Annotated in this window: 26 protein-coding genes; 16 read left to right on the top strand and 10 right to left on the bottom strand. The window is 63.3% G+C overall.

The window, feature by feature from the left end:
- Positions 1-15 precede the first annotated feature (15 nt).
- Positions 16-468, top strand: a complete 453-nt coding sequence (locus AC0L2P_RS09965; RefSeq protein WP_023676441.1) for an Lrp/AsnC family transcriptional regulator — start codon at positions 16-18, stop codon at positions 466-468.
- A gap of 62 nt (positions 469-530) precedes the next feature.
- Here the strand turns inward: AC0L2P_RS09965 and AC0L2P_RS09970 are convergent, their stop codons facing one another.
- On the bottom strand, positions 531-1,730 hold the full coding sequence (locus AC0L2P_RS09970) for a cytochrome-c peroxidase (RefSeq protein WP_473501056.1): 1,200 nt from the start codon (positions 1,728-1,730) through the stop codon (positions 531-533).
- Positions 1,731-1,737: 7 nt separating this feature from the next.
- Positions 1,738-2,184, bottom strand: coding sequence for a FixH family protein (locus AC0L2P_RS09975; RefSeq protein WP_473501181.1), 447 nt, complete (start codon positions 2,182-2,184; stop codon positions 1,738-1,740).
- Between the two features lie 157 nt (positions 2,185-2,341).
- On the opposite strand from AC0L2P_RS09975, the gene AC0L2P_RS09980 reads away from it, so the two are divergent.
- The gene (locus AC0L2P_RS09980) at positions 2,342-3,271 is read left to right on the top strand and encodes a sugar kinase (RefSeq protein WP_473501057.1); all 930 of its coding nucleotides are present in this window, start codon (positions 2,342-2,344) and stop codon (positions 3,269-3,271) included.
- On the opposite strand, the gene AC0L2P_RS09985 is transcribed toward AC0L2P_RS09980, so the two are convergent.
- The 3 genes from AC0L2P_RS09985 to AC0L2P_RS09995 form a co-directional block, all read right to left on the bottom strand.
- Positions 3,264-4,265 (bottom strand): NADP-dependent oxidoreductase, encoded by a 1,002-nt coding sequence (locus AC0L2P_RS09985; protein WP_473501058.1) that lies wholly within the window; start codon positions 4,263-4,265, stop codon positions 3,264-3,266. The two genes, AC0L2P_RS09980 and AC0L2P_RS09985, sit on opposite strands and share 8 nt — an antisense overlap.
- Before the next feature lie 12 nt (positions 4,266-4,277).
- The gene (locus tag AC0L2P_RS09990; RefSeq protein WP_473501059.1) at positions 4,278-5,219 is read right to left on the bottom strand and encodes an alpha/beta fold hydrolase; all 942 of its coding nucleotides are present in this window, start codon (positions 5,217-5,219) and stop codon (positions 4,278-4,280) included.
- A 79-nt stretch (positions 5,220-5,298) separates the two neighbouring features.
- Positions 5,299-6,111 (bottom strand): oxidoreductase, encoded by an 813-nt coding sequence (locus AC0L2P_RS09995; protein ID WP_473501060.1) that lies wholly within the window; start codon positions 6,109-6,111, stop codon positions 5,299-5,301.
- 107 nt (positions 6,112-6,218) lie between these two features.
- Between AC0L2P_RS09995 and AC0L2P_RS10000 the strand changes: the two genes are divergently transcribed.
- Positions 6,219-6,803: a TetR/AcrR family transcriptional regulator gene (locus tag AC0L2P_RS10000; RefSeq protein WP_473501061.1), complete on the top strand. Its 585-nt coding sequence runs from the start codon at positions 6,219-6,221 to the stop codon at positions 6,801-6,803.
- Between the two features lie 31 nt (positions 6,804-6,834).
- On the opposite strand, the gene AC0L2P_RS10005 is transcribed toward AC0L2P_RS10000, so the two are convergent.
- The 3 genes from AC0L2P_RS10005 to AC0L2P_RS10015 all read right to left on the bottom strand — a co-directional run bounded on the left by AC0L2P_RS10005 (position 6,835) and on the right by AC0L2P_RS10015 (position 10,521).
- On the bottom strand, positions 6,835-7,860 hold the full coding sequence (locus tag AC0L2P_RS10005; RefSeq protein ID WP_473501062.1) for an aldose epimerase family protein: 1,026 nt from the start codon (positions 7,858-7,860) through the stop codon (positions 6,835-6,837).
- Positions 7,861-7,942: 82 nt separating this feature from the next.
- Positions 7,943-9,400: an NAD-dependent succinate-semialdehyde dehydrogenase gene (locus AC0L2P_RS10010; protein WP_473501063.1), complete on the bottom strand. Its 1,458-nt coding sequence runs from the start codon at positions 9,398-9,400 to the stop codon at positions 7,943-7,945.
- Between the two features lie 170 nt (positions 9,401-9,570).
- Positions 9,571-10,521: an AEC family transporter gene (locus AC0L2P_RS10015; protein WP_473501064.1), complete on the bottom strand. Its 951-nt coding sequence runs from the start codon at positions 10,519-10,521 to the stop codon at positions 9,571-9,573.
- A 294-nt stretch (positions 10,522-10,815) separates the two neighbouring features.
- Between AC0L2P_RS10015 and AC0L2P_RS10020 the strand changes: the two genes are divergently transcribed.
- From AC0L2P_RS10020 to AC0L2P_RS10045, 6 genes are all read left to right on the top strand, one after another.
- Positions 10,816-11,364 carry a histidine phosphatase family protein gene (locus tag AC0L2P_RS10020; protein WP_473501065.1) on the top strand — a complete coding sequence of 183 codons (549 nt, stop codon included), beginning with the start codon at positions 10,816-10,818 and terminating at the stop codon, positions 11,362-11,364.
- Positions 11,365-11,575: 211 nt separating this feature from the next.
- On the top strand, positions 11,576-11,860 hold the full coding sequence (locus AC0L2P_RS10025) for an acyl carrier protein (protein ID WP_023719977.1): 285 nt from the start codon (positions 11,576-11,578) through the stop codon (positions 11,858-11,860).
- 39 nt (positions 11,861-11,899) lie between these two features.
- Positions 11,900-13,087, top strand: a complete 1,188-nt coding sequence (locus AC0L2P_RS10030) for a beta-ketoacyl-ACP synthase (RefSeq protein ID WP_473501066.1) — start codon at positions 11,900-11,902, stop codon at positions 13,085-13,087.
- Between the two features lie 75 nt (positions 13,088-13,162).
- The gene (locus AC0L2P_RS10035; protein ID WP_473501067.1) at positions 13,163-14,434 is read left to right on the top strand and encodes a beta-ketoacyl-ACP synthase; all 1,272 of its coding nucleotides are present in this window, start codon (positions 13,163-13,165) and stop codon (positions 14,432-14,434) included.
- Positions 14,435-14,517: 83 nt separating this feature from the next.
- Positions 14,518-15,546: a zinc-binding dehydrogenase gene (locus tag AC0L2P_RS10040; RefSeq protein WP_473501068.1), complete on the top strand. Its 1,029-nt coding sequence runs from the start codon at positions 14,518-14,520 to the stop codon at positions 15,544-15,546.
- Between the two features lie 2 nt (positions 15,547-15,548).
- Positions 15,549-16,541 (top strand): lipid A biosynthesis lauroyl acyltransferase, encoded by a 993-nt coding sequence (locus AC0L2P_RS10045; RefSeq protein WP_473501069.1) that lies wholly within the window; start codon positions 15,549-15,551, stop codon positions 16,539-16,541.
- 141 nt (positions 16,542-16,682) lie between these two features.
- Here AC0L2P_RS10045 and AC0L2P_RS10050 read toward each other — a convergent pair whose 3' ends face one another.
- A complete protein-coding gene (locus AC0L2P_RS10050; protein WP_473501070.1) occupies positions 16,683-17,111 on the bottom strand; it encodes a L,D-transpeptidase in 429 nt (142 codons plus the stop codon).
- Positions 17,112-17,334: 223 nt separating this feature from the next.
- Here AC0L2P_RS10050 and AC0L2P_RS10055 point away from each other — a divergent pair, with 223 nt between their 5' ends.
- The 6 genes from AC0L2P_RS10055 to AC0L2P_RS10080 all read left to right on the top strand — a co-directional run bounded on the left by AC0L2P_RS10055 (position 17,335) and on the right by AC0L2P_RS10080 (position 24,705).
- The gene (locus AC0L2P_RS10055; protein WP_473501071.1) at positions 17,335-18,624 is read left to right on the top strand and encodes an acetylornithine deacetylase/succinyl-diaminopimelate desuccinylase family protein; all 1,290 of its coding nucleotides are present in this window, start codon (positions 17,335-17,337) and stop codon (positions 18,622-18,624) included.
- A 130-nt stretch (positions 18,625-18,754) separates the two neighbouring features.
- On the top strand, positions 18,755-20,233 hold the full coding sequence (locus tag AC0L2P_RS10060) for an ABC transporter substrate-binding protein (protein WP_473501072.1): 1,479 nt from the start codon (positions 18,755-18,757) through the stop codon (positions 20,231-20,233).
- A 243-nt stretch (positions 20,234-20,476) separates the two neighbouring features.
- Complete coding sequence (locus AC0L2P_RS10065; protein WP_473501073.1) at positions 20,477-21,424, top strand: ABC transporter permease; 948 nt, start codon at positions 20,477-20,479, stop codon at positions 21,422-21,424.
- On the top strand, positions 21,421-22,290 hold the full coding sequence (locus AC0L2P_RS10070; protein WP_473501074.1) for an ABC transporter permease: 870 nt from the start codon (positions 21,421-21,423) through the stop codon (positions 22,288-22,290). Before AC0L2P_RS10065 ends, AC0L2P_RS10070 begins: the two co-directional genes overlap by 4 nt.
- A complete protein-coding gene (locus tag AC0L2P_RS10075; RefSeq protein ID WP_473501075.1) occupies positions 22,287-23,909 on the top strand; it encodes an ABC transporter ATP-binding protein in 1,623 nt (540 codons plus the stop codon). Before AC0L2P_RS10070 ends, AC0L2P_RS10075 begins: the two co-directional genes overlap by 4 nt.
- A gap of 52 nt (positions 23,910-23,961) precedes the next feature.
- Complete coding sequence (locus AC0L2P_RS10080) at positions 23,962-24,705, top strand: CPBP family intramembrane glutamic endopeptidase (protein ID WP_473501076.1); 744 nt, start codon at positions 23,962-23,964, stop codon at positions 24,703-24,705.
- A gap of 113 nt (positions 24,706-24,818) precedes the next feature.
- Here the strand turns inward: AC0L2P_RS10080 and AC0L2P_RS10085 are convergent, their stop codons facing one another.
- The gene (locus tag AC0L2P_RS10085; RefSeq protein ID WP_473501077.1) at positions 24,819-25,250 is read right to left on the bottom strand and encodes a TerB family tellurite resistance protein; all 432 of its coding nucleotides are present in this window, start codon (positions 25,248-25,250) and stop codon (positions 24,819-24,821) included.
- 184 nt (positions 25,251-25,434) lie between these two features.
- Here AC0L2P_RS10085 and AC0L2P_RS10090 point away from each other — a divergent pair, with 184 nt between their 5' ends.
- Positions 25,435-25,605 (top strand): hypothetical protein, encoded by a 171-nt coding sequence (locus tag AC0L2P_RS10090; protein WP_352451984.1) that lies wholly within the window; start codon positions 25,435-25,437, stop codon positions 25,603-25,605.
- Positions 25,606-25,755 lie beyond the last annotated feature (150 nt).

Raw genomic sequence — 25,755 nt, forward strand, 5'->3', positions numbered from 1 at the left:
TCGACCAGGGATCCAGTGACAGAAGACCAATTGGACCGGATCGACAGGAACATCCTATCGGCTCTGGGCAGCAATGGCCGGCTTTCCATGTCGGAACTGGCGGCGAAAGTCGGCCTGTCGAAGACGCCGGTGCAGGCCCGGGTCAAACGGCTGGAGAAGGACGGCTTCATCAGGGGCTACCAGGCGATCATCGACCGTGAACGCATGGGCGAAGGCCATGTCGCCTTCGTCCAGGTGAAACTTTCCGACACCCGCTCAGCCGCGCTCGACGCCTTCAACCGCGCCGTGCAGGCGGTGCCGGAGATCGAGCAGTGTCACATGATGGCGTCGAGCTTCGACTATCTGCTGAAGGTCCGCACCACCGATATCGCCGCCTACCGCCGCGTGCTCGGCGAGCGCATCTCTGCCCTGCCGCACGTTGCCCAGACCTCGACGTTTGTCGCGATGGAGACCGTGAAGGATCGGTAGGAGACGCCGGCAGGACAGAGGGGGGGCGCGAAGGATCGCTACCGACGGGCTTTCTAAGTCCCTCACTCCGCCAGCGTCTTCAAAAACGCCACCAGCGCCGCGCGTTCGCGATCCGAAAGCTGCAGCGGGTGGATCTCGGATATGCCTTCGACACTTGCCGGCGCCCTGGAATAATGCGCCACCACCTCGTCCAGCGACGAAAACTGCCCGGCGTGCATGTAGGGTGGCCGGGTGGCGGCACCGCGCAGCGACGGCGTCTTGTAGGCGCGGACGAGTTCCGGCCCGGCCTTGACCATGAAGCGCAACTCGCGGCAGGCGCTGGCATCGCCGTCGCGAAAGGCGCCGAAACAGTTGAACGGATCGGCCTCGACTTGGCGTACCGCGTCGACGCGGCCGCGATCCGGCGGCAGGCCCACGACCGGCGGCACGCCGGTGTCGTGGAAGCTGCCGTCGGTAAAACGCGGGCCATTGTGGCAGGTCACGCAATTGGCCTTGCCGATGAACAGCTTCAGGCCGAGGATTTCCTCCGGCGAAAAGGCGGCGTCGCCTTTCGGCTCGGCGCCCGCCGCCAGGTCGAAGGCAAAACGGTCAAAGCGTGTCTGCGGCGGCGCGATCGAGCGCTCGAAGGCGGCGATCGCCTTGCCGATATTGGCAAAGACGCGGTTCACGTCCTCGGCTTGGCTGGCGGGCATGGCGTTCCAGGCCGCCTTCTCGGCGTCGGTGCCGAGCGGGCTGGCATTGGCCGGCACGCCCGAAAAGTCCGGCAGCGGCCCGAAGATGCGCTCGTAGCGCTCGCCGAAGCGGACCTCGATGTAATGCGCGAAGGCGGCGCGGTTGCCGGCCTGCTCCAACGGATTTTCGAGCGGCGTCAGCGCCTGCGCCCACAGGCTGTCGCGCCGCCCATCCCAGAAGAACCAGGGATCATGCGCGACGCCGGCCAGCGGCATGGTGCGCCGGTTGGTGCGGCCGACGCCGACCGCTTGCGGCAGGTCGTCCTGGAATTGGCGGTCGATCTTGTGGCAGGTCGAGCACGATACCGTGCCGTCGCCGCTCATCCCAGTGTCGAAGAACAGCGTCGAGCCGAGTGCAGCGGCGGCCGGTACGTCGGCGAAGCGGTTAGTAGTATCGGGCTTCAGCGGAGGCAGCCTGGACAGCGCCAATGAGGCGATGGTCTGCTTCTCGGCGTCGGAAAACTCCGGTCTGCCGCAGCCGGCGAGCACGGCCATCATCACCAACGCGAGAAGACTGGAAAACCGGCTCATCTATGGCTCACAGCACCACGTTGAAGACGACAGTGTCCGAACCGGCCGCGGCGGAAATGGCAAAATGCAATTGCCACCACCCGCTCATCGTGAATTTCACGCCGTCGATGCGATAGCGGCCCTCGCCGAGGTAATCGGTCGCCTGCGGGCTGGTCGGCAGACCATGCTTGTGCTGCGGCATGCCGCCGGAAATCGTTATCGCAGCACCTTCCACCGGCGCACCCTCGACGGTTTTCAGCGTCAGCATCCAGGATTCCAGCTCGCCCTGCCGGATGACGCCCTTCTCGGGCTCGAAAGCCGCCACGAACAGCTTGTTCGCCGTCGTCTTGGAACGGCCTACGTCCGAGCTTGGTTGCGGCGCATGCGGCGCCGTCAGATAGACGATTGCCAGCACGCCGGCGAGCAAGGCAGCCAGGCCGAGGCCTGCGAGAAGATAACGCCATAACGATACCAAACCCATTCCTGTTCTGCGGATAACGTTTCGCTGGGCAGATCGCGTCCCACGCCCCTGTGGGAAATCGCGCCAAGCGCAAGAATCCGCCGTCGCCAAGCATGGCGCTGCCGGCCGCAAAAAGCTACAGCACCCCAATTGCAGGATGGAGGAGTGCTTCATGGCAGGAAACGGCATCGCTTCGATCGGCGAGTGCATGCTCGAGCTTTCGGGCCATGCCGGGCCGAACTGGCGCATGGGCTTTGCCGGCGACACGTTCAACACTTTGTGGGCGCTGCATGCCTTGAGCGGCAAGCGGCCGGCGACCTATGTGTCGGCCTTCGGCGACGATCCGTTCTCGCGCGACCAAATCAAGTTCCTGGCTGAAAACGGCATCGGCGTCGGCGCCAGCCCGGTGATACCGGGCGCCCGCCCCGGCCTCTATGCGATCACGCTGACCGGTGCCGAACGTTCTTTCACCTATTGGCGGGCCGATGCGGCGGCAAGGCAGTTGGCTTCGGACCGGGCCGCCTTGCAGAAGAGCCTTGAAAACCAGGCGCTTGTCTATTTTTCCGGCATCACTTTGGCAATCCTCGACGACGACGCACGCAAGGTACTGCTGACGGCCGTGGCCAAGGCGCGCGGCGCCGGCTCGCTGATTGCCTTCGATCCCAATTACCGGCCGCGGCTGTGGTGCCGGCGCGAGGAAGCGCAGGCCGCGATGCTTGAGGCACTCGCCGTCGCCGACATCGCGCTGCCCACCTTTCCCGACGAGCAGATGCTGTTTGGTGATACGACACCGCAGGAAAGCGCCGAAAGGCTGCGAAAGCTGGTCGGCGAGGTCGTCGTCAAGAACGGCGAGGAACCGGCGCTGATCGCGCAACACGGAACCTTGCAATTGGTGCCGGCGGTGCATGTCGCCAACCCTGTCGACACCACCGGCGCGGGCGACTCCTTCAACGGCGCCTATCTCGCCGCTCGCCTTGCCGGCCATGCCCCGGCAGAAGCCGTGCACCGCGCCCATCATGTCGCCGCTGCCGTCGTGCAGGTGCGCGGCGCGCTGGCGCCGTTCGAGACGCTGAGGGCAGCGTTCGAGGGAACTGCTATCTGACCTTGATGACGACCTTGCCCTTGGCGCGTCCTGTTTCGACATAGGCCAGGGCGTCATTGGTAGCTTCGAATGGAAAGATCCGATCCACAATCGGGCGGATCGCACCGGATTCGATGAGAGAGGTGATTTTGCTCAGCTGATCGCCCTGCGCCCACATGAAAAGAAACGAAAACTGCACACCACGGCGCTTGGCTTTGGCCCGAATTCCGCGGCTGAGTAGTCGCAGCACCAGCCTCAGCATCAAATTCAGCCCCTTTTCCCTGGCAAATTCGGGATCCGGCGGACCGGAGATGGAGATGAGCTTGCCACCCGGTTTCAGCACGCTCAGGGATTTTTCGAGTGTCTTGGCGTCCTGGCTGTTCAAGACGACGTCGTAGCCCGACAGAACTTTCTCGAAGTCGTCTTTCCTGTAGTCGACGACGACGTCGGCGCCGAGACCTTTCACCAGATCGGCACTCGCCGCGCTCGCGGTTGTCGCAACGGTCGCGCCCAGGTGCTTTGCCAGTTGGATGGCGAATGTTCCCACGCCGCCGGAGCCAGCCTGAATGAAGACCTTCTGTCCCTTCTTTAGGTTTGCCCGTTCGATGAGCGTCTGCCACGCGGTCAGCCCGACCAGGGGAATCGACGCCGCCTCTTCCATGGTGAGATTCGCAGGCTTCAAGGCAACGTCGGCCTCATTCACGGCAATGAATTCGGCGAATGTCCCAATCCGGCCATCCCGCGGCCGCGCATAGACTTCGTCGCCGGCTTTGAACTTGCGGACTTTCGATCCCACGCGGACAACCTTCCCAGCCACGTCGTGGCCCAGGATGAACGGCCGGCGATAGGGCAAGATGAGTTTGAATTCTCCGGTTCTGACCTTGGAATCGAGCAGGTTCACCCCTGCGGCATGGACCTCGACCAGGACATCGCAGTCCTGGAGCTCCGGCTCCGGCATTTCGGCCAGCCTCAGGGTGCCTTTTTTATTATACTCATCGACAACGAATGCCTTCATGGCAGTTACTTTCTAAGAATGTCTGTTGCTGTTCCGCGACGAAACAAGCCGAACGTTTTCAGCTGCATAGCCGCCCTGCGGCAAGGCCTCAGCCTCGAGGAAGGACAGGGATTTCGGGACGAAATCGGCGTAGTTCTGAAATACCCCGCCATGCCCGGCATCCGGATAGATGACCAGATGCGCCCCAGGGATACGCCCGGCGAGGTCGTAGGTGTTGCTGCTCGGCACCATCCTGTCCTGGTCGCCATTCGCAACCAAAACAGGAATACGGATGGTGCTCAAATCTTGCGGCGCCTGCAGTCCGTAGGCCTTGATCGCCTTGAGTTGTGCGCCGAAGGCGCTCAGCGATACCGCTTTGTCCCGGTTGGTCCGGCGTTCTTTCAGCCGTCTCAAAAATGCTTTCGCGGCGCGGCGCCCATTCGGCGTCCTTGTGAAGAAGAGATAGTATTTCGGATCCCGCAAAGTCAGCGCGCTCTTGATCATGTCCACGATCGTCAGCGGCGTCACCTTCTCGATGCCTTGCCCACCGGCCGGCCCCGTGCCAGCCAGGATGAGTTTGAGCACAAGCTTAGGCTCGGTCAGCACGATCTCTTGCGCCACGAAGCCGCCGAGTGAAAAGCCGAAGAGATCGACTTCTTCGAACCCCAGCGCCCGGATAAAGGCGATTGCATCCCGCGCCGTGCTGGAAATGGTCGACGGAGTTTTGCCTCCCGAAGCGCCGACCCCGCGATTGTCGAAGGCAATCACCCGCCGGGTCGCAGCGAGGCCATCGACGATGCGCGGATCAAAATTGTCCAACTGAGCAGACAGATGGTTGAGCAGGATGACCGGCACGCCCGTCCTGGGCCCGAGTTCCCTGTAAGCAAATGCTGTGCCGCCGACATCGATCGAGAGCGTTGGCGCGTCCTGGAACAACGCCGGTGAACGCGGCGACCGATTGGATGTATGGGTCATGCTTGGCGCCTCCGTTTCGTAGGGCCTGGCCAAATGTGTCGTAGTTGCTAGTCGCATGTGCGTGAAATCCTCCGCCTGTTCAGACCGGCAGCCGGAACTGCTTGCGCAGGCTCTTGTCGAAAATCCCCGTGGGGGCAAAGCGGCGCAGCAGGCTAACCTGACGCGCTGCCTTACCAGCGGTGTAGCGCCGTCGCGGACGGGCATCGGTCGCTGCCTTGACAACCACATCCGCCACCACTTCCGGCCGATCGGCCTTGGGCATCACATCGCCCAGCAGCGCCTTGAGCCCGGCTCGAGCCCGATCGTATTCCTTCAACAGCGAATCCGGCTCGATGCCGTTCTGGTCGAATACGGTGCGGACGAATGCCGGCTCGATGACGGAAACTCGGACGTTGAAGGCGCGCACCTCGTGGTCGAGCGATTCCGAATAGCCTTCGAGCGCGTGCTTGACCGCCGAGTAATGAGCTGAGTATGGCGCGGGTACCAGTCCCAGAATCGAGCCGATATTGATGATGCGCCCTTCGCCGCGCCGCCGCATCGACGGCAACACCGCATTGGTCATCCGCATGACGCCGAACAGATTGACGTCGAACAGAGCTTGTACCTGTGCGACAGAGGACTCCTCGGCGCCTCCTAGCAGACCGACACCGGCGTTGTTGACCAGGAGGTCGATCCGGCCGGTCTGCGCGAGCACAGTGGCAACGAGCGCATTGACGGCCGCATCATCGGTCACGTCACATGCCAGCATGGTCACCCCTTCCGGGCCATTACTGGTCTTGCGACTTGTCCCAAAAACAGTGAACCCGGCCCGCGCCAAAGCCTCGGCGCTGGCGCGGCCGATGCCCGAGGAGGCTCCGGTCACGATTGCGGTTTTTTCAGAATTCCCATTCATTTTTGATGTTCCAGGTTCGAGAGGTCTAGCTTGTTTCCATGAATTGAATTATGATCGTAATATCAGATTATGAGCATAATGCAATCGCAGGACAGGAAAGAAACACCATGCGCTACGAAAAGGGCCGAAAAGACGCGTCACGCAGCCGAATCATGGAGGTCGCCGCCGAACGTTTTCGATCTGAGGGCATCGCGGCGTCCGGGCTGGCAACCATCATGAGCGATGCCGGGCTGACGAACGGCGCCTTTTATCCGCACTTCCAGTCCAAGGCGGAGCTCGTCCGCGAAAGCGTGGTCGCGGCCTTGGACGTTCAGTCGCATCAAGTGCAGGAAGCGTTGGCCGCCGGCGGCCCGGAAATGGCGATAGAGACGTATCTATCGGCCGAGCACCGGGATAACCCAGGACAGGGCTGCGCTTCGGCCGCGCTGCTGCCCGAAATTGCACGCCAGCCGCCTGAGACGCGAGCCCTCTATGCCGAGCGTGCCAAATCCCTGGTGCGTCAGATAGCCGACGCTCTGCCGCCGACCGAGGATGCCGAGGGCGTCGCGCTGGGCATATTTGCAACGCTCATCGGCGCGCTTCAACTCGCCCGCGCGTTGGAAGGGACGGAATTGTCGGATCGGGTCCTCGCAGCGGGGGCAGCTGCGGCAAAGGCGCTGATCCAGGCTGGTCGTGCCAAAGCGGTGTCCTGAGAAGGCCATGTCCTCCCGGTCATGCCCGCCCTCAAGGCAGTCTGAACCGGTATTCCGTCACATGGTGGTAGATCTGGCCCGGCCACAGCGTGGCTTGCGGGAAATAGGGCCGGTTGGGCGCATCCGGCCAGATTTGCGGCTCCAGGCAGAAGCCTGAAAACGCCTTGTACTGGCGCCCGCCCAATCCAGGCGAGGACGGCGCCAGATACTGGCCGGTATAGAGCTGGACGCCCGGCTCGGTGGTCCAGAGCTCCATCTCGACGCCGGAATTCGCGCCTTGCGCCCACGACGCCTGCTTCAGCGGACCGCGCGTCGACGCAAGGCAGAAATTCTGGTCGTAGGGGAGCTGCTCGCCCTCGGTCTCCATGCGCAGCGGCCGCGCCTGGCGAAAGTCGAAAGGTGTGCCGTCGACCGGCTTGACCGTGCCTGTCGGGATCAGATCCGCATCGACAGGAAGATAGGCGCCGGCATTCAGCATCAGCCGGTGGTCGAGAATGTCGCCGACACCGCCGTCATCCAGGTTGAAATAGGAATGCTGGGTGAGGTTGCAGAGCGTCGGCTCCTCGCAGGTCGCGGTCAGCTCGACGCTGAGCGTGCCGGGGATCTTCAGCCGGTAGGTGCAGGTCACGTCGAGCGCGCCGGGAAAGCCCATCGTGCCGTCGGGGTCGTGCAATGTCAGCGTGACAAAATCCCTGCCATGCAGCGAAACCGCCCAGGCCCGGCGCGAAAAACCTTGCGAACCGCCATGCAGCGTATGTTTTTCGAGGAAATTGCGGTCGGTCTGGTAGCGTTTGCCGGCAAGCGTGAAGCGGCCGTCGCGGATACGGTTGGCGTAGCGCCCGACGACAGTGCCGAAGAAGGCGGTATCCGTCTCATAATGCTCGAAACGGTCATAGCCAAGCACCAATGGCGCCTCGTGCCCGGCCAGCTGCAGATCCTGGATGATCGCACCCAGCCCGATGATGTTGGCGGTAAGGCCGCCGCCACGGATGGTGAAGCGGCGGACTTCCTCGCCCGCCTGCGTCGTGCCGAAAACCTCGCCGTCCTTCATCGCCATGCCCGCAAGTTCGTTGCTCGACGCCAGCCTGGCCTTTTCCGAAGCGGCTCAGGGTCTTTTTCGGTATTACCGCATGAGGCTTCTAGAGACCAAGTCCGCCGATGCAGACATATTTGGTGTCGAGATAATCCTCGATGCCCTGATGGCCGCCTTCCTTGCCGAGACCCGATTCCTTGACGCCGCCGAACGGCGCCTCAGGCGTGGTGATGAGCCCTTCATTGACGCCGACCATGCCGTATTTGAGCCCTTCCATGACCCGGAAGGCGCGGCCGAGATCGCCGGTGTAGAAATAGCAGGCCAGGCCGAACTCGGTGTCGTTGGCGAGTGCCACGGCCTCTTCCTCGGTCTCGAACTTGAATACCGGCGCCACCGGGCCAAAGATTTCTTCCTTCATGAAGCGCATCTTCGGTGTCGCCTCGGCGATCACGGTCGGCTGGAAGAACGAGCCGCCGAGCGCGTGGCGCTTGCCGCCGGCGACGACCTTACCGCCCTTGGCGGTAGCGTCGGCAATCAGCTCCTCGACCTTTTCCACCGCCTTCTCGTCGATCAGCGGTCCCTGCTGGACGCCGTCTTCGAGGCCGGAACCGACCTTCAGCCCGTTGCTGGCAGCAGCCAGCTTTTCGACGAACTGGTCATAGATGCCGGCCTGTACCAGGAAGCGGTTGGTGCAGACGCAGGTCTGGCCGGAATTGCGGTACTTGGCGGTGATGGCGCCAGCGACGGCGCGGTCGATATCAGCGTCGTCGAAGACGATGAACGGCGCATTGCCGCCAAGCTCCATCGACACTTTCTTGACGGTGACCGACGACTTCTGGATCAGGATCTTGCCGACCTCGGTGGAGCCGGTGAAGGTGATCTTCTTGACCAACGGGTTGGCACAGATCTCGTCGCCGATCTCACCGGCGGCACCGGTCAGGATGTTGATGACGCCTTTCGGGAAGCCGACTTCTTCGGCGAGCGCGCCCCAGGCAAGGCCCGAATAAGGCGTCTGCGACGCCGGTTTGACCACGGCGGTACAGCCGGCGGCAAGCGCCGGACCGAGCTTGCGGGCCAGCATCGAGGATGGAAAATTCCATGGCGTGATGGCGGCGATGACGCCGACCGGCTCTTTGGTCACCAGGATGCGGCGGTCCGCCCAGGGTGACGGAACGACGTCGCCATAGGTGCGGCGGCCTTCTTCGGCGAACCACAATATGTAGGACGCGGCCGAGCCGATCTCGCCCTTCGATTCGAACAGCGACTTGCCCTGCTCGATAGTCAGCAGTTCGGCTAGCACGTCCTGATTGTCCATCATTGCGTCGTGCAGCTTGCGCAACAGCTTCGAGCGTTCGAGCGCGGTGGTCTTGCGCCATGTCTTGAAGGCAGTGTCGGCGGCTTCGATGGCGCGGCGGGTCTCGGCCTTGCCCGACTTCGGCACGGTGCCGATCTTGAGGCCGGTGGCAGGATTGTTGACGTCGACCGTCTGGCCTGAATCGGCCTGCACCCATTCGCCATTGATGAGATTGGCCTGCCGCATGAAATGGCTGGTTTTCTGAAGCATGATCTCGCCTCCGTTCGGCACCTGGCGGGCCGGTCGCTGATTTCGTGAATGGACGTGCGCGATAGCATCGCTAGAGCCACTGCTCTTAGCCCAGGGCAAGCCCCGCAAGCAATCACAAGATGGCATATAGGGTTTAGGCCAGCCAAAGCGAGAGCGATGCGGCCGGGCTCTTATCCAAAAACATGGACGACCACGGTCAGCCAAAACGCAGTGGTCACGACCGCGCAGGCGGTGGCAATGGTCATCTGGTTCGACGCCAGCGCCTGGCCGGTGTTGAACTGCACGGCGATGAGATAGGAATTGATCCCGGACGGCAACGCCGCAACCATGACCGCTACCTTGGCCGTCAATGGCGGCAGGCCGATCAGCCAGACCAGGCCGAGAACCAGCGCCGGCATCAGGAACAGTTTCAGCGCCGACAGCGCCAGCGCCGGCCTTACATTGCCGGAAATGCCGAAACGGCGCAGGCTGAGCCCCATGGCAAACAGTGCCACCGGGGCGGCCGTGCCGGCCAGCGCGTCGCTCAGCCGCGTCGCAAGCGCCGGCAGCGGCGCGCCGGTGACGCGCCACGCGAGCCCGGCCAGTATGCCGATGATCAGCGGATTGAGAAACACCCTCCTGAGAAAGCTCCTGACGACGCGGAGCGGATGCACGGGTTCGCTGCCGCCGCGGCCGAACATCTCGAACAGGAGGATCGAGGCCATCATCATCACCGGCAGGTGAATGGAAACGAGCAGGGAAAGCACTTCGAACCCGGCCGGCCCGAACACGCCGATGATGAAGGGCGCGCCGAGCAGGACGACGTTGGAGAAGGACGACGACACACCGCCGACAACGCCGGCGCGAGCGTCCCGCCCGAAGACGCGCGTAATGACCAGATGGCCGGCGGCCCAGGTGAGCGCGACCGCCGCGAAATAGGCGCCCCATAGCGACCACGGCGCAACGCCGTGGAAATCGGCCTTTATCATGGTCTGGAACAGCAACAGTGGCATTGCCACGTTGATGGCGAATTCGGATACGCCCTCGCCGCTCGCCGGCTTCAGATAGCCGGTGAACCCGGCAAGATAGCCGAGCCCGACGAGACTGAAGACGAAGAGGACGGTTTCGGTAAGCGGAGACATTTTTCCCGTGATAGGCGAGCCCTGATCGCGGCGCAATCGCCCTTCCCTCACGAATGTACCTGCCCAAGCAATTCGCTAATCGCCATTTGGTCATGGTGCCTTGGCAGCGCTATGCAGCTTGGGGGTGTCGGCGTAGCGAATAAGCTTTGCCGGAACCAGTACCTATTCAGACGGGAAGCCGGACCGGCCTCGCTTGGCGCTGGCGCAGGCCGGCCTCGGCTCAAGGTTGCACCCGGCTTGTCTTTCAGCCGGCTTTGCCGTCCCTATATGCCGGTCACCCGAAAAGGATGTCTGATGCTTCGATTTGTGCTGGCGCTGCTGTTGCTTGCCGTTTCCGCCACAGCCCATGCGACGGAAGCCGGCTGGGCGCTGCTGCGCGACGGCGGACATGTAGTCCTGCTGCGCCATGCCATGGTCACCGGCACCACCGATGCAGCCAATTTCGACCTCGCCAAATGCGCGACCCAGGTCAATCTCTCGGAGCGCGGCAAGCAACAGGCGCGCAAGATCGGCGCGCTGTTTGGCGCCCGCGCGGCACCGGTCGAGCGCGTGCTGTCCAGCCGCTATTGCCGCTGCCTCGAGACCGCCCGCATCGCTTTCGAAAGCGAGCCGGAGCCGTTCGCACCGCTTGACCTGCTGAAGACCGACGAAAAGGAGAAGGCCGCCCAGATCGCTGCGATCCTGGCCGAGATCCGCGGCTATTCCGGCTCCGACAATCTGGTCATGGTCACACATCTCGAAAACATCAAGAAATTGACCGGCATCTCGCCGCGCGAAGGCGAAGCCGTGGTCGTCGAGCCGCAGGGCGACGGCCTGCGCGTGCTCGGCCGCGTCACGTTCTGAGGCGTCGTCGCTCCTCACGTCGAGCGAGATAGCTGTTGCCGAAATGCCACTGCTACGAGAAGTCGTGGCTGGATTCCGGTCTCATCTTGCTCTGCCTGGGCAGCCAGCCCATCTGCGCCCGGCGTATCAGGCCTTTTCCTGCCCGGAAAAACCGATTAGACAGCGCCAAACACATGCGGACAGATTCCGCCCGCAATCGAAGGAAAAGCCCTTGTCCACTACGTTCGACAAAGTCGCCAAGATCATCGCCGACACCAGCGAGATCGATATCGAGACGATCACGCCCGAAAGCCACACCATCGACGATCTCGGCATCGACAGCCTCGACTTCCTCGACATCGTCTTTGCCATCGACAAGGAATTCGGCATCAAGGTGCCGCTGGAAAAGTGGACGCAGGAGGTCAATGACGGCAAGGCCTCGACCGACGACTATTTCGTCATGAAGAACCTGTGCGCCAAGATCGACGCGCTCGTTGCCGCCAAGAACGCCACCTGAGCACAGCGCTTGACGCGCCCGACCCCACAACAGCCGCCCATGAACCCCCACGACGTCGTCATATCAGGCATTGGCCTTGTCTCGTCGCTAGGCGAGGGTCCGGATGCGCATTGGCAAAAGCTCGTCCAGCCGCGCCTTGAACCGGTTCTGGAGCCTTCGCGCTTCTCGCCCTATACGGTCCACCCGCTGCCGGAGATCGACTGGAACCTGCAGATCGCCAAGCGTGGCGATCAGCGGCAGATGGAAACCTGGCAGAGGCTTGGGACCTATGTGGCCGGCCTTGCGCTCGACGATGCCGGCATCAAGGGCAGTGACGAACTCTGCGCGACAATGGACATGGTGGTGGCCGCCGGCGGCGGCGAGCGCGACGAGGCGGTCGACGCGGCCATTCTTGCGGCATCGGAAAGCCGCAACGATCGCGACGTACTGCTCAACGAGAAGCTGACCACGGAATTGCGCCCGACGCTGTTTCTGGCGCAGCTCTCCAACCTGCTCGCCGGCAACATCTCGATCGTCCACAAGGTGACGGGATCGTCGCGCACCTTCATGGGCGAGGAAGGTGCGGGCGTCGCCGCTGTCGAGACCGCGGCCGCGCGCATCCGCTCCGGCCAGTCGACGCATATACTGGTCGGCGGCGCTTTCCAGACCGAACATTCCGACATGCTGCTCGGCTATGAACTGGCCGGCTACCTGCATCGCGGTCCGTGGCGGCCGGTCTGGCAGAGGCAAGGTTGCGAAGGCGGCGGCGTGGTGACCGGATCCGGCGGCGCGTTTCTCGTCCTGGAGCAGCGTGAGCACGCAGAAAGCCGTGGCCGGAAGATCTATGCGGAACTCGGCCCGGTCCTGTCCGGCCGCGCCAGGCGCCGGCGGGGCGAACTCGACGGTGAGATCGCCGAGCTGCTGAAGCAAGCCGCATTGCCCGACGGCGAGTTGCTGGCGATCTCCGGCGCTTCGGGCGCCCATGCCGCGACCGCCGCCGAGAAATCGGCGCTCGACGCCAATCCGGCGATCGCCGCACGCGGCTTTTCGACGCTGACCGGCCACATGAAGGAGGCGCAGTTCCCCTTTGCCGTTGCGCTGGCGGCACTGGCTGTCGACCGCAAGGCCGCCTATCCTGTCTTCGACGCCACAGTCGAAAAACCGTTTGCCGGCGTCCCGAAGACAGTCCTTGCAACGGCGATCGGCTATCACCAATTCGAGGGCTTGGCGCTGATCAAAGCCGCCTAGAGCATCGGACCGAAAAGTATAACTCGGTTTTCGGGCGATTCGATGCTCCAAGAGAAACAGGTTTTTGGACAACAAATGGCCAATCTGAACGACCACATGGGCAGGCCGATCGTCGCTGTCACGGGCATCGGCGTGGTGACGTCGCTCGGTGTCGGCAAAGCCGACAATTGGGCTGCACTGACATCAGGCAAATCCGGCATCCATCCGATCACCCGCTTCCCGGTCGATCACCTCAACACCCGCATCTCCGGCATGGTCGATTTCCTGCCATCGAGTTCCAAGGGCGCCAGTCCCCTCACCTATGAGCTTGCCGAAACCGCCGCCCAGGAAGCGATGTCGGAGGCGGGCCTCGATGCCGGCGATTTCGGCGGACCGCTTTTCCTCGCGTCGCCGCCGGTCGAGCTCGACTGGAGCGAGCGCTTTTCGCTCTACAATTCCGACACGCACGACACGGGCGCCGAGAGGCTGCTGCGGGTGGCGCGCGGTCTCAGGGAACTCGACATCTTCGAGACCACCCAGTTCGGTTCGATCGCCGACCGGCTTGCCGACCGTTTCGGCACGCGCGGCCTGCCGATCACGCTGTCGACCGCCTGCGCTTCGGGCGCCACGGCGATCCAGCTCGGCGTCGAGGCGATCCGCCGCGGCGAATGCGACAGGGCGCTGTCGATCGGCGCCGATGGCTCGGCGACCGCCGAAGCGCTGATCCGCTTCTCGCTTCTGTCCGCGCTCTCCACCCATAACGACATCCCCGAAAAAGCCTCAAAACCCTTCTCCAAGGATCGCGACGGCTTCGTGCTCGCCGAAGGCTCGGGCGCCCTTGTGCTGGAATCGCTGGAGGCAGCACTTGCCCGCGGCGCCACCATTCTCGGCATATTGCGCGGCTGCGGCGAAAAGGCCGACGACTTCCATCGCACCCGCTCCAAGCCGGACGGTTCGCCGGCGATCGCGGCGGTGCGCGCCGCTCTTGCCGATGCCGGCTTGAGCGAGGACGGGATCGATTATGTCAACGCCCATGGCACCTCGACGCCCGAAAACGACAAGATGGAGCATTTGTCGCTGTCGACGGTATTCGGCGAGCGGATCTCGTCAATGCCGGTCTCGTCGAACAAGTCGATGATTGGCCACACCCTATCAGCTGCCGGTGCCGTCGAGGCTGCATTTTCACTGATAACGATGCGCGAAAGCGTCATTCCGCCGACCATCAACTACGACAATCCCGACCCGGCGATCGTGCTCGACGTGGTGCCGAACACCAAGCGCAACGCCGAGGTCGGCACGGTCCTGTCGAACTCCTTCGGCTTCGGCGGCCAGAACACCTGCCTTGTCATGGCGCGGGAACCGGTCTAAGCGACCGTTCCGCTCTAGCACTGTTGTCGTGCGCATGGTCCTTTCCGAAACGGTTCTCGGTCCTGCGCAACCTGGGATCTGGCATGCGCGCATTGCAACTTATCGAGGATCGCCGGCTTGAAACGGTGGACCTGCCGTCACCGTCGCCGCCTTCGCTCGGCGAGGTGACGCTGCGCATCAAGGCCGTGGCGCTGAACCATATCGACGTCTGGGGCTGGCGCGGCATGGCGTTCGCCAAGCGCAAGCTGCCGCTGGTCGTCGGCGCCGAGGCCTCCGGCGAGGTCGAGGCGGTCGGCCCCGGCGTTTCCAGCCCTGTGCCCGGGCAATTGGTGTCGATCTATGGCGCCCGCACCTGCGGTCTTTGCCGCGCCTGCCGCGAAGGCCGTGACAATCTCTGCGAGCATGTTTCGGGCGTTCACGGCTTCCATCTCGACGGCTTTGCGCAGGAGAAGATCAACCTGCCGGCGCGCCTGCTGGTCCCCGCCCCGCCTGGCGTGAGCGAGATCGGCGCGGCGGTGGCGCCGGTCACCTTCGGCACGGTCGAGCACATGCTGTTCGACAATGCCCGGCTGCAGCCCGGCGAGACGATACTGGTCCATGCCGGCGGCTCCGGCATCGGCTCCGCCGCGATTCAGCTGGCCAAGAAGATGGGCTGCACGGTCATCACCACCGTCGGCTCGAACGACAAGATCGACAAGGCCAAGGCGCTCGGCGCCGACCACGTCATCAATTACCGCGACGACCGCTTCGAAGGCGTCGTGCGCAAACTGACGAAGAAGAGGGGCGTCGACGTTGTGTTCGAGCATGTCGGCGCCGACACCTTTGCCGCCTCGATGCTGTGCCTGAAACGCGGCGGCCGGCTGGTCACCTGCGGCTCGACCTCCGGCGTGGCGACGCAGATCAATTTGATGCAGTTGTTCCAGCAGCAGCTGAAGCTGCTCGGCTCGTTCGGCTGCCGCATGGAAAACATGGCCGACGCCATGCAGAAGATGGCGGCGGGCCTGGTCGCGCCGGTGATCGACACCGAGGTCGGCTTCGACGGCATCGATGCGGCGCTGAAGCGCATGGAAGGCCGCGAGGTCTTCGGCAAGATCATCCTGCGCGTCGGCTGAGAATGATCGGCAACGCCTTCAGGAAGATCCGCAGGGAGCTGAGATTCCGCTATGGCAGGCGGCTTCGCCAGTTCAACTACTGGCTGGTCGCGCGCGTCGCGATGATCATCATCTCCGCGCTACGCCTGCTGCCGCCCGACAGGGCGCTCAATTTCGCCGACCGCGCTGCCCGCCGCGTCGGCCCTTGGGTAGCGCGCCATCAGGTTGCCGTCGACAATCTGCGCAATGCCTATCCCCAAAAGAGCGATGCCGAGATCGAGGCGATCGCTTCCGACATGTGGGGCAACATGGCCCGCCTGGCCGCCGAATATATCTTTCTCGATGCTTTGTTCGACTACGATCCCGCTGCGACGAAGCCGGGCCGTGTCGAGGTCAAGGGCGTGGAGCATTTCGTGCGCATCGCCGGCGAGGACAAGCCGCATATCGTCTTCACCGGCCATCTCGGCAATTTCGAGCTGCTGCCAGTGGCGGCGGCGACCTTCGGCATGAACATCACGGCGCTGTTTCGCCCGCCCAACAACCCTTACCTCGCCGACTACATCCTCTCGACCCGCCGCTCGAGCATGGGTTCGCTGCTGCCGTCTTCGACCGGCGCCTCGTTCGCGCTTGCGGCCATTCTGGACAAAGGCGGCAATATCGGCGTGCTGGTCGACCAGAAATTCACCGGCGGACTCGAGACGACATTCTTCGGCCGCCCCTGTGAGAGCAACCGGGTTCTCGCCACCCTGGCGCGGCACTACGATTGCGATGTCTACCCGGCGCGCTGCGTGCGCCTGCCGAACAACCGTTTCCGGCTCGAGATCGAGGACAGGCTCACCTTGCCGCGCACCGCCGGCGGCAGTGTCGACGTCCACGCCACCATCCAGCTTCTCAACGACGTGGTCGAGCGCTGGGTGCGCGAAGACCCCGGCCAGTGGATGTGGTTCCACAAGCGCTGGGAGATCAGCAAGCGCAAAAAGCGGCGACCGTTGAAATTGCGGAACACCGCCGCCTGAGCGGAATCTTTTTTTGGGGCGCAGGCGTATTTTGTTCTTGCTTTGTGCCGGCAGCTATGCTACTAATTTGGCTATGGTGATGAATTCGCCGGCAACCCGCCTCTCCAGGCGGGTTTTTTATTTCGGGTCGAGGAGCAGGTCCTAATTCGTCACTAGGATCCGCGTATTGCCGAAGCCGGCCTTGCGTACCATCGAATAGAAGGCGGCGGCGTTGCTGGGGTGGAGGCGCACACAGCCATGCGATGCCGGGCGCCCCAATTGCCGGATCGCGCCGGTGCCGTGGATGGCATAGCCGCCACGGAAGAACACCGAATAGGGCATCGGCGACATGTCGTATTTACGCGAATACCACATCCGCGCCGTCCGCTGCGGACGATAGCTGCCGCGCGGCGTGATGTAGCCTTTGCGGGCGGTGGAAACGCTCCACCGGTAATACGAAAACCCGTATCTTACCGTCATGGTCTGTGAGGAAATGTCGATGTTCGCAACCAGACTGGCCGCCCGGCTCTCGAATGACGAACCGAACAGCACCGCCATCAATGCCGCTGCCATGAGAACAGTGTTTTTCATGCAATCAAACCCCCTTTGATGCCCCTTGTTTGCCATCCCTCGCGCTGTTCTCCAGCGTTTTGATGGCAAGCCGGCGAGCTAACACCCACTCCCTGACGATTTCACCAATCCAAAGCAGCGAATTTGAACGATTTCCCGCGATAGTTGCTGTAACGACACGCAATCAAGGCACAATTCGCCGTCGGGCTTGCAAAACCACACTGTCCGTTGCTCAATTGACCGAATGAACGAACCGAACGAACGGCTCATCAAGGCGATCGACGACCGAGCCGATGATCTGGTTGCGCTGACTGCGGAACTGATCCGCTTTCCGACCATCAATCCGCCCGGCGAAGCCTATCGGCCATGTGCCGAATATATCGGTGCGCGGCTGAAGAAGCGTGGTTTTGAGATCGAATTCATCCGTGCCGAAAGCACGCCCGGCGACACAGACCGTTATCCACGCGTAAACGTCGTCGCCCGGTTCGATGGCCGGGCGCCGGGTGCTTGCGTGCACTTCAATTCGCATATCGACGTGGTCGAGCCCGGCGACGGCTGGAGCCTCGATCCGTTCGCCGGCATCGTCAGGGATGGCAAGGTCTACGGCCGCGGTGCTTGCGACATGAAAGGCGGGCTTGCGGCGTCGATCATCGCTGCTGAAACCTTCATCGAGGTCTTTCCCGATTTTCCCGGCGCTATCGAGATTTCGGGCACGGTCGACGAGGAGTCCGGGGGCTTTGGCGGCGTCGCGCATCTGGCGAAGCTCGGCTACTTCTCCAAGCCGAAGGTCGACCACGTCATCATTCCCGAGCCGCTCAATAAGGACCGCATCTGCCTTGGCCATCGCGGCGTCTGGTGGGCGGAGATCGAGACCAAGGGCGAGATCGCGCACGGCTCGATGCCGTTCCTCGGCGACAATGCGGTGCGCCATATGGGCGCCGTGCTGCGGGCCTTCGAGGATGAATTGTTTCCGGCGCTCGACCGCAAGATGACGCGCATGCCGGTCGTGCCCGAAGGCGCAAGACGCTCGACCATGAACATCAACTCGATCCACGGCGGCCAGACGGAGGATTTCCGGCCCGGCCTGCCCTCGCCCAACGTGCCCGATTCCTGCCGGCTGACTATCGACCGCCGCTTTCTGCTCGAAGAGGATCTCGGCACGGTCAAGAGCGAGGTGACCGATATCCTGGAAAGGCTGAAGCGGCAGCGGAAAAAGTTCGATTACGAGATACGCGATCTGATGGAGGTGTTGCCGCTGATGACCGAGCGCGATGCGCCTGTGGTTAAGGCGGTCGCGCAAGGCATCATGGAGATATTCGACCGCGAACCGAATTATGTGATTTCGCCCGGCACCTACGACCAGAAGCACATCGCCCGCATCGGCCACATCTATGACTGCATCGCCTATGGCCCGGGCATTCTCGACCTCGCCCACCGCCCCGACGAATGGGTCGGCGTTGCCGACATGCTGGACTCGGCAAAGGTGATGGCGATCGGCCTCGACGTGCTGCTGAGGGACGCCGGCCCGCGATGATCCGGCCATGGGCGGAAAAACATTCGTCCCGGCGTCGGCGGGCGGTACGAAACGCAATTTACTCGGCGGCGAATTCACGCTTCTATCCGCCCGGGTTTGAGCACGTGTTTTAGATATGGGGAGTTGCACGATGAAATTGTGGAAAACCATCCTGGCCGCCGCGGCACTGGCGTTGGCCGCCGAGACCTCGGCCATGGCCGCGCGCACCGACCTGGTCATCGGCATTACGCTCGAACCCCCGCATCTCGACCCGACCGCGGGTGCTGCGGCGGCGATCGACGAGGTGCTCTATGCCAATGTCTTTGAGGGCCTGACCCGCATCGGCCCGAACGGCGAAGTGCTGCCCGATCTCGCCGAAAGCTGGAGCATTTCCGACGACGGCAAGGTCTACATCTTCAAGCTGCATGCCGGCGTGAAATTCCATGACGGCACCGACTTCAACGCCGACGACGTGAAATTCTCGCTCGACCGTGCCCGCGCCGACAGTTCCGTCAATGCGCAAAAGGGCCTGTTCGCCGCCATCGACAAGGTCGAGGTTGTCGATCCCACGACGGTGAAGCTTACGCTGAAGAACCCGCAAGGTTCCTTCCTCTACAATATGGGCTGGGGCGACGCCGTAATCGTGGCGCCCGAGACAGCCGACACCAACAAGGAAAAGCCTGTTGGCACCGGCCCGTTCAAGTTCCAGGGCTGGGTCAAGGGCTCTTCGATCACGCTGGTCAAGTCGGACAATTACTGGGGCGCCCCGGTATTTCTCGACAAAGCCGAGTTCCGCATCATTCCGGATGCCGCCGCCGCCGTTCCGGCACTTCTTTCCGGCGACGTCCAGGCCTTTCCTTTCTTCGACCCCGACAGCGTCGCCCAGGTCAAGGACGACCCGCGCTTCAAGGTGGTGATCGGCTCGACCGAAGGTGAAACCATCCTGTCGATCAACAACAAGAAGCCGCCCTTCGACAAGCTGCAGGTCAGGCAGGCGATTTCCTTTGCGCTCGATCGCAAGGCGATCATCGACGGCGCCTCGGCCGGCCTCGGCGTGCCGATCGGCTCGCACATGTCGCCCGCCAGCAAGGCCTATGTCGACCTCACCGGCCTCTATCCGCACAATGTGGAGAAAGCCAAGGAATTACTGAAGGAAGCCGGCCTGGAGCATGGCTTCAAGGCGACGCTCAAGCTGCCGCCGCCCTCCTATGCGCGGCTTGGCGGTGAGATCATCGCCTCCGAGCTTCGAGAAATCGGCATCGAGCTCGAGATCATCCCGGTCGAATGGGCGCAGTGGCTTGATCAGGTCTTCACCAAGAAGGATTACGACCTGACCATCGTTTCCCATACCGAGCCCAATGACATCGGTATCTATTCGCGTAAGGACTATTACTTCAACTACGACAATCCGGCCTTCGACAAGATCATCGACGAGCTGAACCTCACCTCCGACGAGGCCAAGCGTATGACCCTGCTCGGCGAGGCGCAGAAGGTCCTGGCAGACGACGCCGTGGTCGGCTTCCTCTACGAGCTGCCGAAGGTCGGCGTCTGGGACGCCAAACTGCAAGGCCTGTGGGAAAACGCCCCGATCCAGGCCAACGACCTGACCAAGGTGAAGTGGACGGATTGAGCCGCTTACAGAAGGGGCGAAAGTTGCACTCCGTCACCCCCCCTCTGTGCTGCCGGACATCTCCCCCGCAAGGGGGGAGATTACGCTCTCGTCGCTGCTTTCGCCATCCACCAGCCTTGCAAGGCGGTTACGGGGGTTGGAACTGCCAATCTCCCTCCTTGAGGGGGAGATGTCCGGCATGACAGAGGGGTGCGCGACAGAACGATACCCTAGCGCGATCTTTGCGTCCGCATCGGTCCCCTCATGACCGCCTATCTCCTCAAGCGCCTCGCCATCGCCGTCGTCACGCTGGTTCTGGCCTCGATGGTGGTCTTTGCCGTGCTGGAGATCATTCCCGGCGACCCGGCGCGGCTGATGCTTGGTCTGAACGCCAGCGCCGACCAGATCGAATTGCTGCGCAACCAGATGGGTCTCAACGCTCCCGTCGTGCTGCGCTATCTGCATTGGGCCGGCGGCTTGCTGAGCCTCGATTTCGGCCGTTCCTACACCTATTCGGTGCCGGTCATCGATCTAATCCGCGAGCGCCTCGTCGTCTCTCTGCCGCTGGCACTGATGGCGCTGACGCTGTCCACCATCATTGCCATTCCGGTCGGACTGTTTTCCGCCAGCCGGCGCGGTCGCACCGGCGATACGTTCGCGATGGGTGCCGCCCAGCTTGGCGTCGCCGTGCCCAATTTCTGGTTTGCGCTAATGCTGATCTATCTGTTCGCCGTCTGGCTGCGGCTGGTGCCTGGCGGCGGCTTTCCCGGCTGGGGCGCCGGCGTCTGGCCGGCGCTGAAATCGCTGCTCCTGCCGGCGGTCGCTCTCGCTCTGCCGCAGGCGGCGATCCTCGCCCGGGTCACCCGCTCGGCGCTGATCGAAGTGCTGAACGAGGACTACATCCGCACCGCCCGCGCCAAGGGCCTGCCCTACCGGCTTGTCTTGTGGCGGCATGCGCTGCGCAACGCCATGATCCCGGTGGTCACCATTCTAGGCCTGCAATTCGCCTTCCTGCTTGCCGGCACCATCATCATCGAGAACGTCTTCTATTTGCCCGGCCTCGGCCGGCTGGTGTTCCAGGCGATCAACCAGCGTGACCTGATCGTGGTCGAGAGCGTCGTCATGCTGCTGGTTGCCGCCGTCATCGTCGTCAATTTCGTTGTCGATCTCTCCTATGCGGTGGTCGATCCGCGCCTCAGAGGCAGGCAATGACGCTGCACATCGATATCCCCGACCAGAACCTTGCCGGCATCCTGGCCAAGGCGTTCAAAAACCGTTCGTTCCTTGCTGGCTTCGTCATCACCGCACTGGTGGCCGCGGTCGCGATCCTCTCCTTCTTGTGGACGCCTTACGATGTCACCAGGCTGGTCATTTCCGACAAGACCCAGGCCCCATCGCTGGCGCACTGGTTCGGCACCGACCATTTCGGCCGCGACATCCTGTCGATGATCATGGTCGGCGCCCGCAATTCGATTGCAGTGGCTCTGGTGGCGGTCGGCATCGGCATGGGCGTCGGCGTGCCGCTCGGCGCCTTTGCAGCGGCGCGCGGCGGCTTCGCCGACGACGTGCTGATGCGGCTGAACGACCTGGTCTTCGCCTTTCCGGCGCTGCTTTCGGCAATCATGATCACCGCCATCTTCGGGCCGGGCGCGTTCAACGCCCTCATTGCCATCGGCATCTTCAACATCCCGGTGTTCGCGCGCGTCGCCCGGGCCGGCGCCCTTGCGATCTGGCCGCGCGAATTCATCCTCGCCGCCCGCGCCGCCGGCAAGAGCAGAACGCTGATCAGCATCGAACATGTGCTGCCCAACATCGCCACGCTGCTGCTGGTGCAAGGCACCATCCAGTTCGCGCTGGGCATACTGGCCGAAGCCGGGCTTTCCTATGTTGGGCTGGGCACCCAGCCGCCGATGCCGAGCTGGGGCCGCATGCTGTTCGACGCCCAGACCCGCATGGTGGTGGCGCCCTGGATGGCGATCTTTCCGGGCATGGCGATCGTCGTCACCGTGCTTGGCTCGAACCTGCTTGGCGACGGCATTGCCGACATTCTCGATCCGAAAGCGCGGCGGCAGCGATGAGCCTGCTCGACATCGAGAAGCTGTCGCTGACCATCGGCAGCACCCGCATCCTCAGAGACATCGAGCTTTCCGTCGCGCCGGGCGAAGTGATGGGACTCGTCGGCGAATCCGGCTCCGGCAAGTCGATGACGGCGCTCACGGTGATGCAGCTTCTGCCCTGGGCGGCGCATGCCAGCGGACGCATCGTGTTCGACGGCATCGACATCCTTGCCGCCAGCGAGGACCAGATGTGCGCACTGCGCGGCGACGACATCGGCATGGTGTTCCAGGAGCCGATGACGGCGCTCAATCCGGTCAAGACCATCGGCGAGCAGGTCGCCGAGGGTATTCGCTGGCACACCAGGGCGAGCCGCGCCGACGCCGAGGAACGGGCGCGAAAAATGCTGGACCGGGTCGGCTTGCCGGCAGCACAATTCCCGCTGTCGCGCTATCCGCACGAACTCTCCGGCGGCCAGCGGCAGCGCGTCGTCATCGCCATCGCCTCTGCGCTGAAACCCAAGCTGCTGATCGCCGACGAGCCGACGACGGCGCTCGATGTGGTGCTGCAGGCGCAGATCCTAGACCTTCTGCGCGATCTCGTTGCGGAAAACCGCATGGGCCTGCTGCTGATCTCGCACGACCTCGCAGTGGTGACCGAGATGGCGGACCGCATCACCATCCTGCGCCATGGCGAGGTGATGGAGGCCGGCGACACGGCGCGCACTTTGTCCGAACAGCTTCATCCCTACACGCGACAGCTGGCGCAGGCCTCGATGCATGTGCCCGCGCGGGCCCGTACGCATGACAGCGGATCGGCCAAACCGCTGCTTCAGGTAGAGAACGTAACGCGGGACTATCCCGGGCGGCGCATATCGCTATTTAAACGCGCGGCTGCCATCCGCGCCGTCGACGATGTCTCCTTCTCGATGGCACCCGGACAGTCGGTGGCGCTGGTCGGGCGTTCCGGTTGCGGCAAGTCGACGCTTGCCCGCATGGTCCTGGCGCTGGACGAGCCGACATCGGGAACGATCCGCTTCCGCGGCGAGACCATCACCGGCAAGAGCGAGGCGGAGCTGAAGCCGGCACGGCGCGACATGCAGGTCGTGTTCCAGGATCCGTATGGCTCGTTCGACCCGCGCCAGAAGATCGAAAGACTGGTCGCCGAGCCGCTGCATGTGCTGGAAAAGAAGCCGGCGCCCGCCGCGCGGCGCGAGATGGTGGCGCATGCGCTGCACGAGGTCGGCCTCTCACCTAAAGACATGGACAAATACCCGCACGAGTTTTCGGGCGGCCAGCGCCAGCGCCTGTCGATCGCCCGCGCCATCATCACCCGGCCGAAGCTGGTCGTCGCCGACGAGCCGGTCTCGGCGCTCGACGTCTCGATCCGCGCCCAGATCCTCGATCTGTTCGCCGAGCTCAACCAGAAGCTCGGCATCGCCTATCTGTTCATCACCCATGATCTGACCGTCGCCCGCGCCATCACCGACGAAGTGATGGTCATGCATGACGGCAAGATCGTCGAACGCGGCAGGACGAGCGAAGTGCTCGACCATCCGCAATCCGAAGCCGCCAAGGCACTGGTCGCCGCGGCTCCCGATCTGCATCGAGCGATCGCGAAAAAGCTGCAGGAACAGGGGTGAGCAGGTTCGTGGCACGGCTAATTCTTTGGGCGCAAGGGCGGGAGAACGGCTGTTGACAGCCAACAGTTCTGAAACGCGCGAAGGGCCTGAGCCTCCTCCACTGGGCCTCGGCGGCTCTGCTGCGCTGTTCGGGGCGGGTGCGCTGCTGCTGTTCCTGGTCACGCGGGTAGCCGTCCCAGCGTTTATCTCCGCTAGCGGGGCTGAGACTGTGGTGATGTGGTTCCTGGCCGCAAGCACCATCCTTTTTGGCTCCCTGCTTCTCACGGCTGCCCTGCTATTGCATCGAGAGCGGCTTCAAGGAAGGCTGGTGTCGTTGGGCGCGCGGCTGTGGCTTCGTCCGATGAATAGCGGCGATTGGATTTGGGCTGTTGGAGGGCTGGCGGCTGTCAGCGTGCTGACCGGCGGTATCGGCGCCGCGCTGCGGATGCTGCAAGAAGGAAAGGCTCTTCATCCCTCGTTCATGGCTTTCGAGCCGCTAGGTCCTGGGCGGTACTGGATTCTCGGTGCGTGGCTGCCGTTTTTTGCACTGAACATCTTTGGGGAAGAGTTTGTCTGGCGGGGTGTCGCACTGCCGCGGCAAGAGGTTGCCTTCGGGGGGCGGGCTTGGCTGGTCAACGGGATTATGTGGTTCCTGTTCCACGCTGCCTTCCCCTGGCAAGTCCTATTGACGCTCGTGCCGATCACGTTGCTCCTGCCCTACATTGTCCAGCGGCGTCGCAGCACATGGGCGGGGATCGTTATCCATGCCGGGTTCGGAGCGATGGGCTTCCTGGTCTTGGCATTCGGGCTTGCCTAGCGCCCCCAACCTGCACCGGGACATTGCACGCTGCAGCAAGATGCGACCATGGGCGCGCTCGATGACAATCCGCGCACCGAGCATCAGCACCAGACGATTGCCGATCAGCTCCCTTAGCCTTGCGGCTTCACCACGTCGACAGGGCTAATGTCGAGCAGGTCGAGCGTGCGGCGCAACAGCCGCACCTCGGTTTCGGCAAGTTGCGAATCGGCCTTGGCGATCTCGGCCATGTGGCGGGCGAGCAGCTTGCGCCGCTCCACGTCAAGGTCGCGAAACAGGGCGATCGCCTGCGAGCCGTTGGTCTCGTAGCCGAATTCGTTGAGATATTCGATGACGCTGTCGATGCTGGTTTCGGGAATGCCGAAGGCTTCCCGGCAGATACGCCTGAAGGCGGTCATTTCGCTTTCGCTGACCGACCCGTCGGCCAGGATCATGCGGAACAGCATCAGCAGCTCCGCCGACAGCACCGGATCGTCCGCGACCTTGCGCACGCCGGGGTCGCCATCGAAGATCGAGCGTATCTGGTCCAGCAATCCCATCGCCATCTGCCCCTTCCGATTCGTCGGGAAGGTAGCGCGGAATCGGCTTGGCGCAAACCGGGGACGAAAGGTGGAACCGGCCATATTCTCTCGCCGGAAATCCGGCAAGCCCGCTGCCAGCGCTCATTGGTGTGTGACCGCGCGACTGATACTATGCCGCTGTACGAATCATGTTGAGGAGGGACCGGACATGAATCTCAGTGCGCCTACCCAGCTTATTTTCATCATATCCCTTGTCATCGCCATCATCGGCGTTCTCGCCGCGCTTGGCGTTCTTGCGTTTATCCCTTTGGCTGCCGTGTGGATTGTCGTCATCGCCTACATTGTGCTGGCCGCCGGCTGCCTGATGCGCGGCGCTTAAACAATTCAGAATCTCAGGCAACTCGCAATCTCAGGCAACTCGGGGCGGGGGGGGGGGGGGGGCCGCCGGCGGGGGTGGGGGCGGGGGGGGGGGGGGGGCGCCGCGGCCGGCGGCGGGGGGGGGGGGGGGGGGGGGGGGGGCGGCCCCCCC

The organism is Mesorhizobium sp. WSM4836 (assembly GCF_055811815.1).

Excerpts from the sequence above, each read along its gene's own strand:
- AC0L2P_RS10030 (WP_473501066.1), top strand. The coding sequence starts at position 11,900 with ATGAACCCCCACGACGTCGTCATATCAGGCATTGGCCTTGTCTCGTCG.
- AC0L2P_RS10090 (WP_352451984.1), top strand. The coding sequence starts at position 25,435 with ATGAATCTCAGTGCGCCTACCCAGCTTATTTTCATCATATCCCTTGTC.
- AC0L2P_RS10010 (WP_473501063.1), bottom strand. The coding sequence starts at position 9,400 with ATGCTTCAGAAAACCAGCCATTTCATGCGGCAGGCCAATCTCATCAAT.
- AC0L2P_RS10085 (WP_473501077.1), bottom strand. The coding sequence starts at position 25,250 with ATGGCGATGGGATTGCTGGACCAGATACGCTCGATCTTCGATGGCGAC.
- AC0L2P_RS09990 (WP_473501059.1), bottom strand. The coding sequence starts at position 5,219 with ATGACCCATACATCCAATCGGTCGCCGCGTTCACCGGCGTTGTTCCAG.
- AC0L2P_RS10050 (WP_473501070.1), bottom strand. The coding sequence starts at position 17,111 with ATGAAAAACACTGTTCTCATGGCAGCGGCATTGATGGCGGTGCTGTTC.
- AC0L2P_RS09970 (WP_473501056.1), bottom strand. The coding sequence starts at position 1,730 with ATGAGCCGGTTTTCCAGTCTTCTCGCGTTGGTGATGATGGCCGTGCTC.
- AC0L2P_RS09995 (WP_473501060.1), bottom strand. The coding sequence starts at position 6,111 with ATGAATGGGAATTCTGAAAAAACCGCAATCGTGACCGGAGCCTCCTCG.
- AC0L2P_RS10060 (WP_473501072.1), top strand. The coding sequence starts at position 18,755 with ATGAAATTGTGGAAAACCATCCTGGCCGCCGCGGCACTGGCGTTGGCC.
- AC0L2P_RS10055 (WP_473501071.1), top strand. The coding sequence starts at position 17,335 with ATGAACGAACCGAACGAACGGCTCATCAAGGCGATCGACGACCGAGCC.
- AC0L2P_RS10035 (WP_473501067.1), top strand. The coding sequence starts at position 13,163 with ATGGCCAATCTGAACGACCACATGGGCAGGCCGATCGTCGCTGTCACG.
- AC0L2P_RS10020 (WP_473501065.1), top strand. The coding sequence starts at position 10,816 with ATGCTTCGATTTGTGCTGGCGCTGCTGTTGCTTGCCGTTTCCGCCACA.
- AC0L2P_RS09980 (WP_473501057.1), top strand. The coding sequence starts at position 2,342 with ATGGCAGGAAACGGCATCGCTTCGATCGGCGAGTGCATGCTCGAGCTT.
- AC0L2P_RS10075 (WP_473501075.1), top strand. The coding sequence starts at position 22,287 with ATGAGCCTGCTCGACATCGAGAAGCTGTCGCTGACCATCGGCAGCACC.
- AC0L2P_RS10005 (WP_473501062.1), bottom strand. The coding sequence starts at position 7,860 with ATGGCGATGAAGGACGGCGAGGTTTTCGGCACGACGCAGGCGGGCGAG.
- AC0L2P_RS10065 (WP_473501073.1), top strand. The coding sequence starts at position 20,477 with ATGACCGCCTATCTCCTCAAGCGCCTCGCCATCGCCGTCGTCACGCTG.
- AC0L2P_RS10045 (WP_473501069.1), top strand. The coding sequence starts at position 15,549 with ATGATCGGCAACGCCTTCAGGAAGATCCGCAGGGAGCTGAGATTCCGC.
- AC0L2P_RS10015 (WP_473501064.1), bottom strand. The coding sequence starts at position 10,521 with ATGTCTCCGCTTACCGAAACCGTCCTCTTCGTCTTCAGTCTCGTCGGG.
- AC0L2P_RS09985 (WP_473501058.1), bottom strand. The coding sequence starts at position 4,265 with ATGAAGGCATTCGTTGTCGATGAGTATAATAAAAAAGGCACCCTGAGG.
- AC0L2P_RS10040 (WP_473501068.1), top strand. The coding sequence starts at position 14,518 with ATGCGCGCATTGCAACTTATCGAGGATCGCCGGCTTGAAACGGTGGAC.
- AC0L2P_RS10070 (WP_473501074.1), top strand. The coding sequence starts at position 21,421 with ATGACGCTGCACATCGATATCCCCGACCAGAACCTTGCCGGCATCCTG.
- AC0L2P_RS10000 (WP_473501061.1), top strand. The coding sequence starts at position 6,219 with ATGCGCTACGAAAAGGGCCGAAAAGACGCGTCACGCAGCCGAATCATG.